This is a genomic window from Fimbriimonas sp. LA-C6 (assembly GCF_055398105.1).
This window is the reverse complement of record NZ_AP038796.1, coordinates 48490-63936: the sequence shown is the minus strand read 5'-3', so window position 1 is coordinate 63936 and position 15447 is coordinate 48490. Positions and strand designations below refer to the sequence as shown.

Here is a 15447-nt window from a genome sequence, read left to right as displayed (position 1 = left end):
GGGACAGGGGCATTTTCTCCACTTTTAGAGAAAACGTATAACAATAAATATGTATACTCATATCGTTGTTGATACCAACAATAAGAAAAGCCACCAGGTCTTGCAGGACCCAATGGCTTTGAGAGTTCAGCCGTTAGCAGGCTTACAGTTGGGAGTCAGTCGTTATTTCGACTTACGTTTCGCAGGCTTAGCAGCCTTTGGTTTTACGATAGGCTTAGGGGCCTTAGTTTTCGCTTTTGCAAGCGCCTTTTGTTCAGCCTGGGATAGATCACTTGCGATGATCCCCAGGTACTCCACTGGAGTTTTAGGATCCTCCAGAGCCTTCCCTGCTTTCTTAGCGATTGCGGGGGAAGTAACTTTCCCTTTCTTTGTAGTAGCCATATTGGCCTCCTTTAAAGCAGGGCCATACCGCTACGCGGTACAAGCCCGCATTTCCATCTTAACCTAAGGGGTAAGTATATGTCTACGAAAAATGAAGATTCCGAACCGATCAGTATAAAAAAGCCTGAAGATCTTTCGTACTGGCGTCAAGAAGGGGCCATAGGCGGGCGCACAAGGGCTAAGAACTTAACGCCTGAGAAGCGAGTGGAGATTGCAAACAAAGCTATCGCAGCCCGTTGGGCTAAGCGTGTCGTAAATAACGACTAATTATGAAATCCAAGCCGTCGTGATATAGTGGCAGCATGGGTAACGACACGATATGGGAAGAAAGTAAGGCACTTGTAACCAGAAAATTCCCCGTTCCTGAATACGAGAATTTCAAATCAGAGACTGAATTTAAGGCGGCAAATGCTTCTAATTCAAATATTATTGATGCCGCAAAAGCCGCCGTAGGGATTGCAAAGGAGCCAATCCTTTTCATGTGTTCTATGATGGACACGCTTGTATTACTCACTAAAAACCATGTTATTCATGTGATCAATGTGCAAAAAGACGGGAGTATAGCTATCTATCCAAGAGCTTCTATCCAAAGCATTGCAGTTGCCCCTATCCCATGGATAAAATCATCCATACAGAAAGCATATGGATTGACAATCACTCTAGACAATGGAACTAGCCTTGAGACAGAAATAGACAATACTGCAAGTGACTCAGCCTTCTATGAGTCGTTGAGACTCTTTATCCCTTAGGGTTGAGAGTGCACGCTCTCGTAAGAACGTGCCAATAGTTCGCTCTATATGGTCCTCAAGGCTTTCCCCTGGACGAATGGGGTCAGGCATATATGAGAATCCACGTTCTGATTCTCTGGTGGCATTGGAACCTAGTTCTTGTTCGTCCATATCCGTACAGCCTTAGCACTCACTGCCACCCCTTCACCCTCCCTATCGCCTTATCATAATGTGCCGTTATGTGAAGCCCGTCGGCTTCTACGCGGGGCAACATAACGCATTTTTTTGAAATAGAAACATGAAGGCAACTAGGTTAGATCTTCCCTGAGGTTGTCTCCAGCACAATACTTGGAAATTCGGGAATGTTTGCTGATACGGATTCGTCGGACCATAATATAAGTAGTAATCGGAATGACTTTCATGGCAGAACCAAAGCCCCTCGGTTCAGTTGATATTGATTCTGTTGGCGGCCTTAAACCCAGTCCTAAGGTCCGGCCAAACATGCCCCCTGCTGAACGTGCTGCTGTTGTTGAAAAATCTGCGAAGTTTGTAGCGAAGAAATACCATACTGCGCTCAAAAACCTTGCTAAATGAGCCGGTACTTCTCGATGAAGCCGACATCATACAATAACTTATCACCCAGCGTGCTAATCTACGGCCTATGGGCATGAAGCAGGGGCTGATGATTGGGTTGGGGGTTGCTGTTGGGTTGGTTTTTGTTGGTGGGGCTTCTTGTTTAGGGGTGGTGTATTTTGTGCAGGCTAGCCTTTCCAGTTCAAACGCCGCTTCGCAGGCGAAACACGACCAGGCCAGGAAGCTTGCGCTCCATTCAGATGCTCAACAGATTCACTCAGCTCTTATGAAGTGGACGAAAAACCACAATGACCGTTGGCCAACTGTCGTGGACAAGCAGTTGCTCAAGTCTTACTTGCCTGCCCTAGTGTCGACTAGCGACTTTACTTATCAGAGACCGCCGATGGCTTCCACGAAGAACACCCCTCAAGATAGGGTTATCGGCTGTCTGTTCCGGGATGGCGAACGGGTGTCCATCACTGCTGGCGGACAGGTTGACGAGCGTTAGGACTCGATGATACGCTTACAAAAAATGCCCTTCTCCGAAGAGAAGGGCATTTTTGCGATGTCTGTTTAATATCGAACAGTCTTGAGAGCAGCTGACACGATCTTCTCTACGGATGGAAGAACGTGGAGTTCGAGGGGTTTGACCCAGGGGACTGGGGTGTCCATTCGGGTTACTCGGGCTGGTGGGGCGTCTAGGAGGTCGAATGCCTTGGTGGTGACTCGCGCGACGATTTCGCCGGCGAATCCGCAGGTCATTGGCGCTTCGTTGACCACGACGATTCGGCTTGTCTTGGCGATCGACTTGAAGATGGTCTCTTCGTCGAGCGGGACAAGTGTTCGAATGTCGATCACTTCGGCGCTGATTCCTAGCTTTTCCAGTTCATCGGCTGCCTGGAGGCAGTGGTAGACGTTCTGGCCGTAGCTGACGAGGGTGATATCCTTCCCTACTCTTCGGATGGCTGCTTTGCCGAGTTCGACAATGTAGTCTTCCTCTGGCAGCACTTCAGCGATGTGGGTGTTTCGGTAGAGCTCTTTGATCTCGTAGGAGATTACGGGGTTGCCGTCTCGAAGAGCTGCCTTCAACATGCCTTTGGCATCGTAGGGAGTGCTTGGGCAGATGACTTTGAGGCCAGGCGAGTTGCAGAACCAGGCTTCGTTCATCTGGCTGTGGTAGAGAGCTCCACCGCCATAGGCGCCAGCCGGACCACGAACGACGACAGGGAGATTGACTTCGCCTGCGGTTCGGTAGTGGTAGGTCGCCATCATGTTGACAATCTGGTCGAAGCCACATGAGATGAAGTCGATGAACTGCATCTCGGCCATGACGGTCTTGCCGTTGAGGGCCATTCCTACTGCCGAGCCGACGATACATGCCTCGGAGATGGGCATGTCGATGACTCGATCCTCACCGTACTTGGCTTGAACACCTTCGGTGACGCCGAAGGCACCGCCTAGGAGTCCGATGTCCTCGCCCTGACAGATCATGTCTGGGTTTCGCTCCATCTCCTCGAAGATGGCCTCTTTGAGGGCGGTTAGGTAGTTCTTTTTGACTTCCACTTCGGGAGTTGCTGGGGCGTCTGCAATTGCGCTCACTGGTTACCCTCCTTAAAGACCCACATGGCTCCTTCTTGAGCATCGGGCAGCGGACTTGCGAGTGCAAATTCGATGCCTTGGTTCATATAGGCGACCACTTCTGGTGGGAAATCCTCGTTGGTTGCATCGGTGGCGTTTTTGCCTTCCGCCATGTAGCTCGTGGCTTCTTCTTTGCTGAGGATGCCGAGGTCGAGGAGGGTTTGGCGACAGACCGCGATTGGGTCTCTAGCTCTTCCCTTCGTGACTTCGTCTGCTTCTCGATATTTCGCTGCGCGATCATCGTCGTGATCTCCGTGACCGTAGGCTCGGAAGGTTTTGCACTCAACGATGCTTGGACCTTTGCCACTTCGGGCATAGTCCACCGCTTCCATCACCTTGTCGTAGACATCGAAGACGTCTTGACCGTCGGCGATGAGACCTGGGATGCCATATCCGTCGGCTCGACGAGCAAAGTCGGGGAGCGAATATTCCTTTCCGTTTGGAGTTCCGTACGCCCAGTGGTTGTTCTCAATGATGGTGACAACCGGGAGCTTGTGAACTGCGGCGAAGTTGATGGCCTCGTGGAATACGCCTTGAGCAGTAGAACCTTCACCGTTATAGGTAAGGACTACACTGTCCAAGCCGTTCAAGCGATCGGCATACACAACGCCTGCGGCCACAGGAATGGTTCCTGCGAGCATGGAGGTGCTGTGGATGATCCGATTCTTTTTGCTTCCGATGTGTGACCAGTTGTCTCTGGCTCTGCCAGGAGATCCAACTTTGCCCCACACTTGAGCGCAGACTTCCTCCACGCTCATGCCGATGCGGTCGGGGTCTGACCACTTGAACTTAGCGTCTTTGAGGAAGAACGCCGGCATGTCTCGGTGGATCGGGGAGATCCAGTCAGAAGATCTTAGTCCGAACAAGGATCCGACTAAAACTGCTTCTTGGTTATGGGACGAATAAAGGGTTCCACGAAGACGCCCACGCTTCTTTTCCTTAATAAGGCGAACGTCAAAATACCGCGCTAGATATAGCTGACGGAATATTTCAAGACGGTCCTCTTTGGTGAGAAGGTCTTGCGGGCGTTGCTTGGAATGCTGCTCGGGGGCGGCCTCGGACTTATCGGCGGTCGCCGTACCAGATGGCTTACTCAATGGGAAAAGTCTCCGTTACTGACTGCGGTTAGGTTACCAGAAAAACTAGTAATGCTGTGCCAACAAGGTCTCGACTCTTGAAGAGACGAGACCTTGCCTCATTTAGTTATGGTCTATATTGTCGGACGGCTTACTGTCCAATTGCACCCTTCAAGAATGCAAAGAAGTCTTGAGGGTTTGAGTAACCGACTCTTGTCGCCAGAACAGCGCCTGTTTTGTCGAGCACCAACTGGGTTGGCATGGCTTCGATGTTGTACATCTTGGCGATGGACTTCTGCTCATCGACATCGACTTTGAGAAGAACAAAGTTCTTCGCAGCGAGTTCTTTGAACTGGTCTGTGTGGAAGCAGTCGCGCTCGAGCATTTTGCAAGGGCCGCACCAGGAAGCCATGAAGTCCACGAAGATTTTCTTGCCTGTTGCATTGGCCATCTTCTTGGCTTCTTCCAGATCGGTGAACCACTTGGCAGCGGTCATCTCGGCGAGGGTGATTTCTCGTGAGCCGTCTGGAGCTGAGAATGCGAACAGGTCTGAAGCCGATGCGCCATTGATGGTGAGCGACTTCGTGTTGAGAATCGTGGTGAGTTTCTTGCTTGGATCGTTTCGATCTAGCTCGATGACGCCTTGTCGCGCGACGTTGTCGTCTGAGTTGAGGAAGTAGGTAACGACCTTTCGACCTTGTGCATCGTAGGTTGCTTCAACGCCGTTCAGCGACTGACCATTTCGGTTTCGCTTGCCTAGCTCCTTGGTCGCGATGGCTTTGTAGGCCTCTGTATTGAAGAAGCCGGCCCAGATGTTGAGCTCGTCTGCGCTGAAGATCGCCTTCAGTTCTGCTTCATTCTGTGGAGCTTTGAAATAGGTTTGGGCCTTCTTGTCGAAGGTGGTGATCTGCTTGCCGTCGGCAACGATCAGCTGGTCTGGTGTTTCAATTCGTGCCAGGTTTGGCTTTTTGAGCTCTACCTTATATTGGCTTGATGTACCATTGACAACCTGAACGGTGTAGGTCGTGCTTAGCGATTTTGCATCGTTAAGTGATTTGGCGAATGTGGAAAGCAGACCGCTTCCACTGACTTGGGCCACTGCAACTGCAACGATCCCTGTTAAGGCAAGTATTCCTAGGCTTCTTCGCATTATTCGTCTCCTGCTAGAATTGCTTCTTTGAATCTATTCTAGCCCGCAAAAAGGCATATGTATCCATGTCGATGAACGATCACCAAAAGTCTTCTGGACTCCATACTCGCGTACTTCCCATTTTGGGCGTGATAATCCTTCTCCACGTGTGCCTTGCCGCGTGGCTTGCACAATTGACGCCTTATCGGCAGGCTGGAGTTCTCTCATATGATCCAGCTAAAGCGATTCAGGTGGACATCGGAGCTCCGGACGAAAGACAACACGTGAATTACGTGATGCACGTTGCAAGAGGCGATGGATTTCCTGTATTCGACTTTAAGGACCTTTCAACCTTATCAGAAAACGTGGAGAACCATCAACCTCCTGTTTTTTATGTTTTAGCGGCGGGTTGGAGCAAGGTTCTTGGAGCCAATGACCTGCAGTTGCACGATGATGGGTTGAAGCTGCGAGCTTTTAATGTGGTGCTAGGGTCGATCGGGGTTGCTGGTGTGTTTTTCTTAGGCTATTGGGGATTCCGGAGTGCGGAGATTGGGTTGCTTGCGGCGGCCTTTGCGGCGCTTTTGCCTTCGAATGTCGCGCTCAGTTCAGCTGTGAGCAACGACGTCCTACTGATTGCCTTGTGTTCTTGGGTGCTTGCGCTGTGCGGGAAGGCTCTTCATGAAGGTTGGAATACTCGGCTTCTTGTGTTGACGGGTGTCCTTACGGGAATTGCTTTACTGACTAAGACGACTGCGTTAGCCCTGCTTCCGATCCTCTTGATTGCGATATGGATGAAGCGGGATCAAGGATCCTGGATCAAGAGCGTTGGGATAGCTTGTGGGATTGCCGTTCTGATTGCGACTCCGTGGTGGGCTCGGAACCAGTCGTTGTATGGCGACCCATTTGCGCTCAAGGCGTTCAATATGGCGTTTGTGAACACCGCGCAGGCGAGCACCTTTGTGTCGAGCTATGGATTGTTTGGTTATCTTGCAGGTTGGGTTGGTTGGTGGGGGATTCGGTCGTTCTTTGGGGCGTTTGGGTACATGGATATCTTCCTCAATGAGACTGGAAGGCCGATGTCGGACACTCCCAACACGCTTTATCGGCTGCTCATTGTTGTGAGTGGCGTGGTGTTTTTGGGTTGGTTACTATCCTTTAAGGACTCGGAGAGTAAGGAGGATCGAACCACTCACCTGCTTCTTGGCGTCTTTACAGCATTCATTGTTGTGCTTTTCCTGAAATTCAACTTGCAGTACTTCCAGGCTCAGGCGAGATATATCCTCCCTGCTCTGGGGCCGATTGCTTGTGCGTTTGCGATCGGGGCTCGACGGTTGTTGAAGAATCGCTGGGTGGCAGCCCTCGCATTAATACTCGCGGTTTTTGGAGGCGTGAGCGTCTATGCTGAGGTCCGACTTCCCTCTGAGTTCGCCATTCGGGTTCGGTAGCATCGAGATGAGACATAGTTAGGGTAACGACACGCACGTTTATCGCGTCGAAATAGGAGATCGTGGTGTCTGCAATCATCGATAAGGCAAAGCAAACCCCCTTCGACGAGGACTCCGTTTTAGTAGAACGGTTCCTCGCCGGGGATCATGCTGCGTTCGAGGCTTTGTACGCTCGTTATTACGACAAGGTGTTTGCAATTGCTCGGGGCGTTCTTCTAGACAGCGATGAAGCGCTTGATGCTGTTCAGGAGATTTTCACCCTGGTCTACCGGCATCTTAACCGGTTTGATAAGCGATCCAAATTCAGCACCTGGCTCTTTCGAGTGGCTGTCAACCGCAGCATCCAGGAAGCTCGGCGGACAAAGTATCGATCTCGAACGGTTGAACTCACTGAGGCATCGGGGCATTGTGTTCCTGAAGAGCAGGACGATTCTGACCCGAAGATCCAGGCGGCTTTGACCAAGATGGTCCCACAGGACCGTGCTCTGTTGGTTCTATTCTATTGGGAGGACTTGAGCCTTCAAGAAATCGCTTCAAGTTTAGGGTGCAATGTGAATGCAGCCAAAACGCGACTTTATCGGGCACGAGAGCGATTCAGAGTTTTGTATGAGCAGGAGGAAGAATGAACAAGTTGCCTCCTGAGATGGACAGCCTGATGTGGGCACTCGCGGAGTCGGGAAATGATGACGCGGTGCTGGAGTTTGGCCAGCGGTACCCTGAGCACCGGACGGAGCTGCTTCGTCGTATCTCCATGGTGAAGGGTCTTAAGCAGGAGCGGAAGCACACATCTGTGGCGGAGCGAGCCGTTCCAGCTTTTGTGCCGACCCCACAACCTCGAACTGCTTCCACTGGGACAAGAATTGCGGTTGGGGCGTTGGTGTTTGCCAGCTTAGCCTTTGCCTCTTACACGGTGGTGGCGAATCTTGACTCGAAGCAGAAAGCTGAGCCTAAGCCGATTGCTCCCATAGTAAAGACGGAGCCGGTAAAGGTAGAGCCGATCAAATACAGGCCTGCTCCATCCGGGAATGTCCAACCCGCACCTGTTACCAAGCGAGAGACGCTTGAGACACGTCCGAAAGTAAAGAATGAGGAGCCGGCCTATCTTCGGCCGAAGGATGTCCGGATTCCTGAGACCTTACTGACTCAGGCCTTGACCCTTATTACCGACGGTTCGGGGATCAAGTTAACATTTGCGCCAGGATTTGTTGATCAGCAGGTTTCGGTGGACTACACCGCTAAATCGACGGTTGAGATCTTGGACGACATGGCTCAGAAGTACGGTTTTAGTGCGGTGGACGAAGGAAGTGGGAATTATTTGATCATTCCTGCTCCAAGTTCGAACTCTAAGGGTACTGAGAACACGTCTACTAGACGAGTAGGCGGCTAGCTGATCTGGTGGAAGATTGCGCCGTAAAGATTCCTTTTCCTCTTAACACTTGGCTAATTTCTGATCCGTTGCTATACTGCGCTTAACGCAAAGGTCCAACGGGAGGATTGCCATGCCACAAGTTCAACGAAGTTCTGATGTAGTAGAGGTTCACTCCGAGCGAGCGCTAAGCTACGGCTTTGGTGCTCTCGCATTATTTATCATTTCCGGTCTTGCCTTGATGTATCGCGGTCAAAGCGGTATGTTCGTTCCCCTCGCCAGTATCTTGCTGGTGATTGGTCTCGTTTTAGCGGGTGTCGCGGTTCACTACGGGCTTCAGGTTCGAAAAGTCGTGACTGTTAAAGTCGATTGCCCTTATTGCCACGCGGTCAATGGGTTAGTTGAAGCCCCTAAGAACGACTTCACGTGTTCCAGTTGCCACCGTTTTGTGCCTGTACAGGATGGACAGATACTTTCTGTATCCCAGGTTCGCTGTGGCTATTGCAATGAGTTGAACTATTTCAGTGACAAGACGGATGTTCTGTTGTGCGAGGCCTGCAATCATGAGATACCGGTTGCCCATGAAGAGGGCTACGTTTCCAAGAAGAAGCTTGCTGCTGGATATGCGGTTCAGGAAGATACTCGACTTTATGAACTAGTCCTGGTAGCTCACGGCCCTAAAACGGAAGACTTGATCAACACACTCCAGCATATGTTGGCTCTCAACAGAAACCAGGTCAAACAGATGCTGACCGAACTACCCGTAACGCTTTTGACCGGCATTCCCAAGAAGAAGGCAGAAATGTTGCGTGCTCAGCTTTCCGTGAGCGATGGAGCGGCTGACTGCCGTCCTCTTTCTTAGTCTTTTGGAAGTACCTCGCGAATTCGTTCGCGGGGTATATTTGCGTTTAATCAAAGAAGCGGCCAAGTGCGATATCTGCACGGAAGCGTGAATCTCAGGAGGTTACTTACTCAACATGAAGTTGCTTCAGCGAGTGGCACGTGCGGCCATTGTCAGCTTGACCCCACGTGCATTGGGAATATTCCTTTTCGCATGTGCATTTTTCCTATTCCCTACTTCGGCGCATGCCGCAGAAGGCGAGAACGTCGTTCTCAAGTTCACACAACCTCAACAGATCGTCCTTTGGTGCACGTGCGCTATTGGGATTGTCTCGATCATCTACGGTTGGGGTTTCCTTCGACGACAGGTTATTAGCCAATCGCCTGGTAACGAAGCCATGCAAAGCGTGGGCCTCGCCATCAAAGAGGGCGCGCTTGCCTATCTGCAGAGCCAGATTCGAAGCATGCTTCCGCTGGTTGTTGTACTAGCCTTGGGTCTTTTTGGACTCTATTATCGCCTTGGCACAACAACGGCTTCCCTAGTTTCGCTCTGCTTCGTGCTCGGTGTGACTGGTTCTTACCTTGCCGGTTATGCAGGAATGCTTACGGCTGTGTTGGGCAATATGCGTGTTGCCAATGCAGCCCTTACGAGCTATAAGAAGTCTTTAGAAATCGCTTTCCGAAGCGGTGCGGTGGCAGGAACTGTTACTGTCGGCATTGGATTGATGGGAGCAAGTCTCATCATTCTTTTCGCACCTAAGATTGCCACGCTTCTTCTTGTTGGTTTTGGCTTTGGTGGTTCGCTTGCCGCGCTGTTTATGCGTGTTGGCGGAGGTATTTTCACCAAGGCAGCCGACGTTGGTGCAGACCTTGTTGGCAAGGTTGAAGCAGGAATTCCGGAGGACGATCCTCGTAATCCGGCGGTTATTGCGGACAACGTTGGAGACAACGTCGGCGACTGCGCTGGAATGGCTGCGGACGTCTTTGAGAGCTATGAAGTCACTCTCATTGCTGCCATCGTTCTCGCGGCAGCCACGGCGTCGATTTTTGATGCGCAGACATGGCCTCGCCTGATCGTCTTCGCTTTGGCAGTTTCCGGCATTGGCCTTCTCGGCTCCATGATCGGCATCAACATGGTTAAGGGTAGCGAGGATATCGATTCTGATCCGTTGGCTGCTATCCGTAAGGGTCTGCATATCTCTGCCGCGGTCGCTTGCTTTGGTACGTTGGCATTGTCCTATTTCCTCATGGGAGGCACTGGGCCAAAGGTCGAGACAGCGCAGGTTAGCAGTGTTCTCAAAAGGATGGAGAAGGAATACCTTCTCTTCACCAAGGTCCAGCAGGATCTTGCTGAGGAAGGCAAGAAGAGCAAAGACGCTGTGGAAGCCAAAGACATTCTGGCTGACAAGAGAGTTCTTGCCGCTCATTTCACTAAGGATGACGAGCCGCTTGTCAAGCAATTTCTAAACGCTTACAAGCCAGAGCAATTTGCATTGGCTCCTGACTTGTCAGGGTACAAGCAGGTTACTGATTTCACAGATAAGTCGATTCCTGCGCTTCAGTACGCTGTCCAGCTGCCTCCAGACCCTAATCAGCCTCGGCAGGACAAACCGAAGTTTGCAACTCTCGGCGAGTTTCTAAGTGGTAAGGACAAAGAGGCAAATGCGTTCTTCAAGTTGCGATACAAAGGCAAAGCCCCTAAGCAACCAGGTGAAGCTCCTACTGACGTCGAAGGAGTCATGGTCATTGGCCCATTAACCCGGGCTTCGGTAGACAGCCAGATTGAGAAGCAGAAGAACTCTGTGGCGCCTGGGACTCCACCCATGGACATAAAGGTCGAAAGCACCTACCCCATCGCGCTGTACGTATCACCCGATAACGAACTAGCATTTGGATTGAAGGATGTTGATACTGAGGCGGTCCGAATTCAACCGATTTCCTCGGTTGGTCTTTACAAGAAGTCGGTTGCAGAGCTCAACGCATTTGTCGATCAGAACAACAGAAACAGAACCACTCCTCCTGAAGCGGTTCGAGTGACTGTGGCAATCGTCGACGGTAAAACTGTTCCCTGGTGGGGATTCTGGGCGGTGATCACGTTTGGCATCTTCATGGCCTACGTGATCGAGAGATTGACGGACTACTTTGTGAGCACTAACCGTAAGCCAACCCAAGAGGTTGCCGGTGTTTCGACTGCTGGTCCGGCACCGATGATCATTCAGGGCTTTGCCCACGCACAGGTGTCGAGCGTCTGCATGACGATTGCTATTGTCGTTGCGCTGATGTTCCCGCTCTATCTGTTCTCACCGGCAGTTTATGGCGGCTACATGTTGAGCTTCTATGGCATTGCACTCGTCGGCATTGGCTTGCTGACCGCGACGGGCTTTGTGCTTGCCATGGACACCTTTGGACCGATCTCAGATAATGCTCAGGGCGTGTTTGAGATGAGTGGCGCCGGCCATACGAATCCTGAAGGTGCTAAGCGAGTCGGAAGACTTGATGCGGCTGGTAATACAACGAAGGCTCTTACGAAGGGATTTGCGATTGCCACGGCTGTTGTTGCAGCTGTCGCCTTATTCCACTCCTATCTGGATGGCGCGAACCTGAATGGCATTGGGCTTCGGGTAGATATTCCAGAAATCTTCCTCGGGCTTATGATTGGTGCGGCTGCGCCGTATCTCTTCTCCGCTTTTGCGATCAATGCGGTCGGTCGATCCTCGTTCGAGCTGATTAGTGAAGTGCGTCGGCAGTTCCACTCTGATCCTGGGATCATGAAGGGAACTTCTAAGCCGGACTATGCTCGCTGTGTGGCGATTGTCACTAAAGCGGCTCAGAAGGAGCTATTAGCTCCAGGAATCCTTGCGATCGCTCTTCCGGCAGCTGTTGGATTTGGTTTCTCGATTGGTAAGCCACATATTGATATTGCCGGCCATACCTACAACCTCACTGGCGCGCAGGCTCTTGGAGGGTTCTTGGTGGGTGCGATCGTCAGCGGACAGCTTCTGGCTGTTCTGATGTCGAATGCTGGCGGAATGTGGGACAACGCGAAGAAGCTGATCGAAGACGGGATGTACGGTGGCAAAGGCTCGGACGCTCATAAGGCTGCCGTCGTTGGAGACACCATCGGTGATCCCTTCAAGGACACTGCTGGACCGGCGTTGAACCCGTTGATCAAGGTGATGAATCTCGTCGCCGTGTTGGTGTCTGGCGTGATCATTCAGCCCTATTCCGATGGTGTGCTGATCGCGATCACGTTGGGGCTTCTCGGGATTTTGGCGCTTTCGATGACCGTCAACCGCGGCCAGTCGATGTCGGCCATGCTGGAGACAGCAAAGGCCGAAGGAACGGGCAAGCCTATTGAAGCGGCTCCACAACCTATTCAAAATCTCGAAATTCCAACTCCTTCAGCTGCACCCAGCAAGAAGAAGAAACTCTTTATTGATGAATCTGAGGAAGACTCAGATCCAGTCGGAAAGAGCTAGAAGCAGGAATCACACATGAAAAAGCCTTGCTACCTGATTGGGTAGCAAGGCTTTTTTCTCTATTTGTTCGCTCGTCTCTTCCGAATGAGTCCGACTATTCCGACCCCAATTACGGCCAGGGTGGTCGGTTCTGGGACTGGTGCGGCGTTGATCTCTGCATTTGCCATGTAGAAGATGGCACCACCTGATCCGGCATTCCCGATGATGAACTCATTGTCTGGTCCGCCAAAGGTGGCTGTGAGCTTCTGCCAGTGCTCGTGAATGGTTGAGGTTGCTAGGTAGCCCGTGTTTCCACCATTACCAAATCCCATACCTGCCGTACCTTTGAGGACGTAGACCCACACGCTACCCGTTGCCGTTGCCGGTCCATGGTTGAACGTATCAAAGGTTTGAGCCACTTCACTTTGGAAGTTGTCTGTGTTGAAGTACAGCGCAGTTGTGGCTCCTGTGGGAAGCCCCATGGGTAGCCCATTTCCCTGAGTTACAATTCGTGTGACTGAGGTTGTATTGGGTTGGTTGTGGAAAACCTCCCAATTGTCAGCAGCACAAGGGCCTGGGAAGAGAGCTGTCGAAACGACGTTTGAGGTTGAACCTGCGCTAAAGTCGCCGTTGGTGAGTAGGTTGGCATTGGCCGCTGAAAAGCTAACTGCAGCACATGCTGCAGCAAGTGGTTTTAGGTATCTCATTATCTTCTCCTGAATCCAAACTCCAACCACATTTCGTGGTTGGAGCCAACAAGGAGAAGTATATGTGGGTGCTGTGTGACACTGCCGTGACACAGCGTGACAACATGTGACAAATGGTTTTTAGCTTCGGGGATGCTTCCAAGACGCGTACGCCTTGCCGAGTGCTACCTGAACAGCCCGTTGCTCACGCGGCGTTGCAGGGCCTCCGCTGACTGCTGTGACGAAAGGCGTTAACAAGACTGCACCTGCAACTTTGAGACCGTTCTCTTTTTCGTCGCTACGGCCTTCGACCTTCTTCTTGCTGAAGACAACTCTTCCCTTCTTGACGTCGAAGACATATACATCGACTGTTGCTGTCGAGATTGTTTTCGGGCCCGCACCTACCCAGATGCTACGAGTGTGCCAGCTAGCTTTGCCGTAGAAGATCATGTCGGCATCTGCTGCCTTACCATACCGAATCAGCTCGTTTCGGGTCGGAACTCCTCCACGCGTCGCGATTGCGGGCTTCATTGAGGTGTAGATCTTGTTCGACTTCTCTACGGGAAGTGGAGAGTAACCTAGTTTCGTTGCAATCTCGTAAACGGTCTGAGTTGCCATGCTTCTAGACGTTTGATTACCCGAATCGAATGCCCAGGGATAGGTGGCAACAACTTTTCCTTCGTTGGCAAGTGCAACGGAGCAGATTGCCATGGCGAGAATGGATGCGAATAGGTTTCTTTTCATTTGATTTCCTTTTAGTCCCTGTTTTCTGGTTGAACCGCCTTAGACGGAGTCATTCAGTTAATTTACTAGAAGACAATTTAAGAAATCCGTTCCATTTGGCCACAAGGTCCCACTTTGGGAGTGGGACCTGAAGCTTGAGACTTAGCTTTGTGGAACGAGCCCAGACTCTTTGATCCGTCGGACGGCTTCCTTGAATCGAATGCCATCTACGTCACCAGGTAGGGTCAAGGAGAACCGGACATAGCCTTCTCCTTCCGTACCATAGCCGTTACCCGGGATCGCCACGATGTGGGCTTTCTGGAGGAGTTCCTTTGCAAACTCGGCGCTCGTCATATCTGCACGTGGGACCTTGGCCCAGAGATAGAACGATGACTTCGGCTTGGTGACTTTCCATCCGATCTCGTTCAGACCATCACACAAGAGGTTTCTGCGGCGCTCGTACATTGCCAGGGTTTCGGTGTTATCGACGTTCTTGAGGGCATAAGCACCGGCCTCAGCAATTGCTGGGAATTGCTTGCTGTCGATGTTCGACTTCATACGCTGCAGGTTTTGCACCGCATCTGCATTTCCAAGAGCGAAGCCAAGACGCCAGCCGGTCATGTTGAACATCTTGCTTAGGGAGTGGAACTCGATCGAGACATCCTTGGCACCCTCGACCTGGAGAACGGTAGGGTTCTTGTAGCCGTCGTATCCAACGGTGGCATAGGCCATGTCGTTCACCAAGAGGATGTCGTGGTCTTTGCAGAACTTGACCAGATCACGGTAGAACTCGATTGTCGCCGTTGCACCCGTTGGGTTGTGTGGGTAGCAAACATAGAACAACTTGGCTCGCTTAGCGATGTCTGTTGGAATGTCTGTGAGCGAAGGCAGGAAGCCGTTCTCAGCAGTGAGAGGGGTCTCGTAAACTTCCCCGCCTGCCATGAGGGTATTAACCTTGTACACGGTGTAGCCAGGGTTTGGAACGATCGAGACATCACCTGCATCGATGTATGTCCAGGCAAGATGTGCCAGGCCTTCTTTACTTCCGATGAGTTGGACAACTTCGGTGGCAGGATCGATCACTGGTCCGAATTCTTTCGCGTACCACTCGGCTGCCGCTTCGAGGAACGAGGTCCAACCGCGCGGGGTCTCGTCATACCGGTGGGTAGCAGGGTCGTTGGCGCTTTTCACGAGGGCATCGATGACGGGTTGCGGGGTCGGGAGGTCTGGGTCGCCGATTCCAAGATCGATGATGTCTGCGCCTGATGCAATCGCCTCAGCTTTGACTCGAGAAATCTCAGCAAAGAGGTAAGGCGGAATCATGTCGAGACGCTTTGAACGTGCGGGCATCCGAAAAATGTACCTTCCTTTAATGTAACCCGGTGCGGGATAGGGCGTTAAATA

General features: G+C 51.6%; 15 protein-coding genes. 8 read left to right on the top strand and 7 right to left on the bottom strand.

What is annotated here, in order from left to right; translation table 11 throughout:
* Window positions 1-162 precede the first annotated feature (162 nt).
* Window positions 163-381 carry a hypothetical protein gene (locus ACZ51B_RS00285; protein WP_464295234.1) on the bottom strand — a complete coding sequence of 73 codons (219 nt, stop codon included), beginning with the start codon at window positions 379-381 and terminating at the stop codon, window positions 163-165.
* 302 nt (window positions 382-683) lie between these two features.
* Between ACZ51B_RS00285 and ACZ51B_RS00280 the strand changes: the two genes are divergently transcribed.
* The 3 genes from ACZ51B_RS00280 to ACZ51B_RS00270 all read left to right on the top strand — a co-directional run bounded on the left by ACZ51B_RS00280 (window position 684) and on the right by ACZ51B_RS00270 (window position 2190).
* Complete coding sequence (locus ACZ51B_RS00280) at window positions 684-1130, top strand: hypothetical protein (protein ID WP_464295233.1); 447 nt, start codon at window positions 684-686, stop codon at window positions 1128-1130.
* A gap of 399 nt (window positions 1131-1529) precedes the next feature.
* Window positions 1530-1703: a hypothetical protein gene (locus ACZ51B_RS00275; RefSeq protein WP_464295232.1), complete on the top strand. Its 174-nt coding sequence runs from the start codon at window positions 1530-1532 to the stop codon at window positions 1701-1703.
* Between the two features lie 67 nt (window positions 1704-1770).
* Window positions 1771-2190, top strand: a complete 420-nt coding sequence (locus tag ACZ51B_RS00270; protein WP_464295231.1) for a hypothetical protein — start codon at window positions 1771-1773, stop codon at window positions 2188-2190.
* 65 nt (window positions 2191-2255) lie between these two features.
* Here the strand turns inward: ACZ51B_RS00270 and ACZ51B_RS00265 are convergent, their stop codons facing one another.
* From ACZ51B_RS00265 to ACZ51B_RS00255, 3 genes are all read right to left on the bottom strand, one after another.
* A complete protein-coding gene (locus tag ACZ51B_RS00265; RefSeq protein WP_464295230.1) occupies window positions 2256-3281 on the bottom strand; it encodes an alpha-ketoacid dehydrogenase subunit beta in 1026 nt (341 codons plus the stop codon).
* Entirely contained in the window at window positions 3278-4417 is a 1140-nt protein-coding gene (locus ACZ51B_RS00260; protein WP_464295229.1) for a thiamine pyrophosphate-dependent dehydrogenase E1 component subunit alpha, read from the bottom strand. The genes ACZ51B_RS00265 and ACZ51B_RS00260 overlap by 4 nt, the downstream gene beginning before the upstream one ends.
* A 130-nt stretch (window positions 4418-4547) precedes the next feature.
* Window positions 4548-5546 (bottom strand): thioredoxin family protein, encoded by a 999-nt coding sequence (locus tag ACZ51B_RS00255; RefSeq protein ID WP_464295228.1) that lies wholly within the window; start codon window positions 5544-5546, stop codon window positions 4548-4550.
* 71 nt (window positions 5547-5617) lie between these two features.
* On the opposite strand from ACZ51B_RS00255, the gene ACZ51B_RS00250 reads away from it, so the two are divergent.
* From ACZ51B_RS00250 to ACZ51B_RS00230, 5 genes are all read left to right on the top strand, one after another.
* Complete coding sequence (locus tag ACZ51B_RS00250) at window positions 5618-6970, top strand: glycosyltransferase family 39 protein (RefSeq protein WP_464295227.1); 1353 nt, start codon at window positions 5618-5620, stop codon at window positions 6968-6970.
* Between the two features lie 65 nt (window positions 6971-7035).
* The gene (locus ACZ51B_RS00245) at window positions 7036-7596 is read left to right on the top strand and encodes an RNA polymerase sigma factor (RefSeq protein WP_464295226.1); all 561 of its coding nucleotides are present in this window, start codon (window positions 7036-7038) and stop codon (window positions 7594-7596) included.
* Complete coding sequence (locus ACZ51B_RS00240) at window positions 7593-8357, top strand: hypothetical protein (protein ID WP_464295225.1); 765 nt, start codon at window positions 7593-7595, stop codon at window positions 8355-8357. Before ACZ51B_RS00245 ends, ACZ51B_RS00240 begins: the two co-directional genes overlap by 4 nt.
* Window positions 8358-8469: 112 nt before the next feature.
* Window positions 8470-9198, top strand: a complete 729-nt coding sequence (locus ACZ51B_RS00235; RefSeq protein WP_464295224.1) for a hypothetical protein — start codon at window positions 8470-8472, stop codon at window positions 9196-9198.
* Window positions 9199-9313: 115 nt separating this feature from the next.
* A complete protein-coding gene (locus ACZ51B_RS00230; RefSeq protein WP_464295223.1) occupies window positions 9314-12655 on the top strand; it encodes a sodium/proton-translocating pyrophosphatase in 3342 nt (1113 codons plus the stop codon).
* Window positions 12656-12714: 59 nt separating this feature from the next.
* Here the strand turns inward: ACZ51B_RS00230 and ACZ51B_RS00225 are convergent, their stop codons facing one another.
* The 3 genes from ACZ51B_RS00225 to ACZ51B_RS00215 all read right to left on the bottom strand — a co-directional run bounded on the left by ACZ51B_RS00225 (window position 12715) and on the right by ACZ51B_RS00215 (window position 15393).
* Window positions 12715-13341, bottom strand: coding sequence for a PEP-CTERM sorting domain-containing protein (locus ACZ51B_RS00225; RefSeq protein WP_464295222.1), 627 nt, complete (start codon window positions 13339-13341; stop codon window positions 12715-12717).
* Window positions 13342-13461: 120 nt separating this feature from the next.
* Entirely contained in the window at window positions 13462-14064 is a 603-nt protein-coding gene (locus ACZ51B_RS00220; protein ID WP_464295221.1) for a hypothetical protein, read from the bottom strand.
* Between the two features lie 141 nt (window positions 14065-14205).
* Window positions 14206-15393: an LL-diaminopimelate aminotransferase gene (locus ACZ51B_RS00215; RefSeq protein WP_464295220.1), complete on the bottom strand. Its 1188-nt coding sequence runs from the start codon at window positions 15391-15393 to the stop codon at window positions 14206-14208.
* Window positions 15394-15447 lie beyond the last annotated feature (54 nt).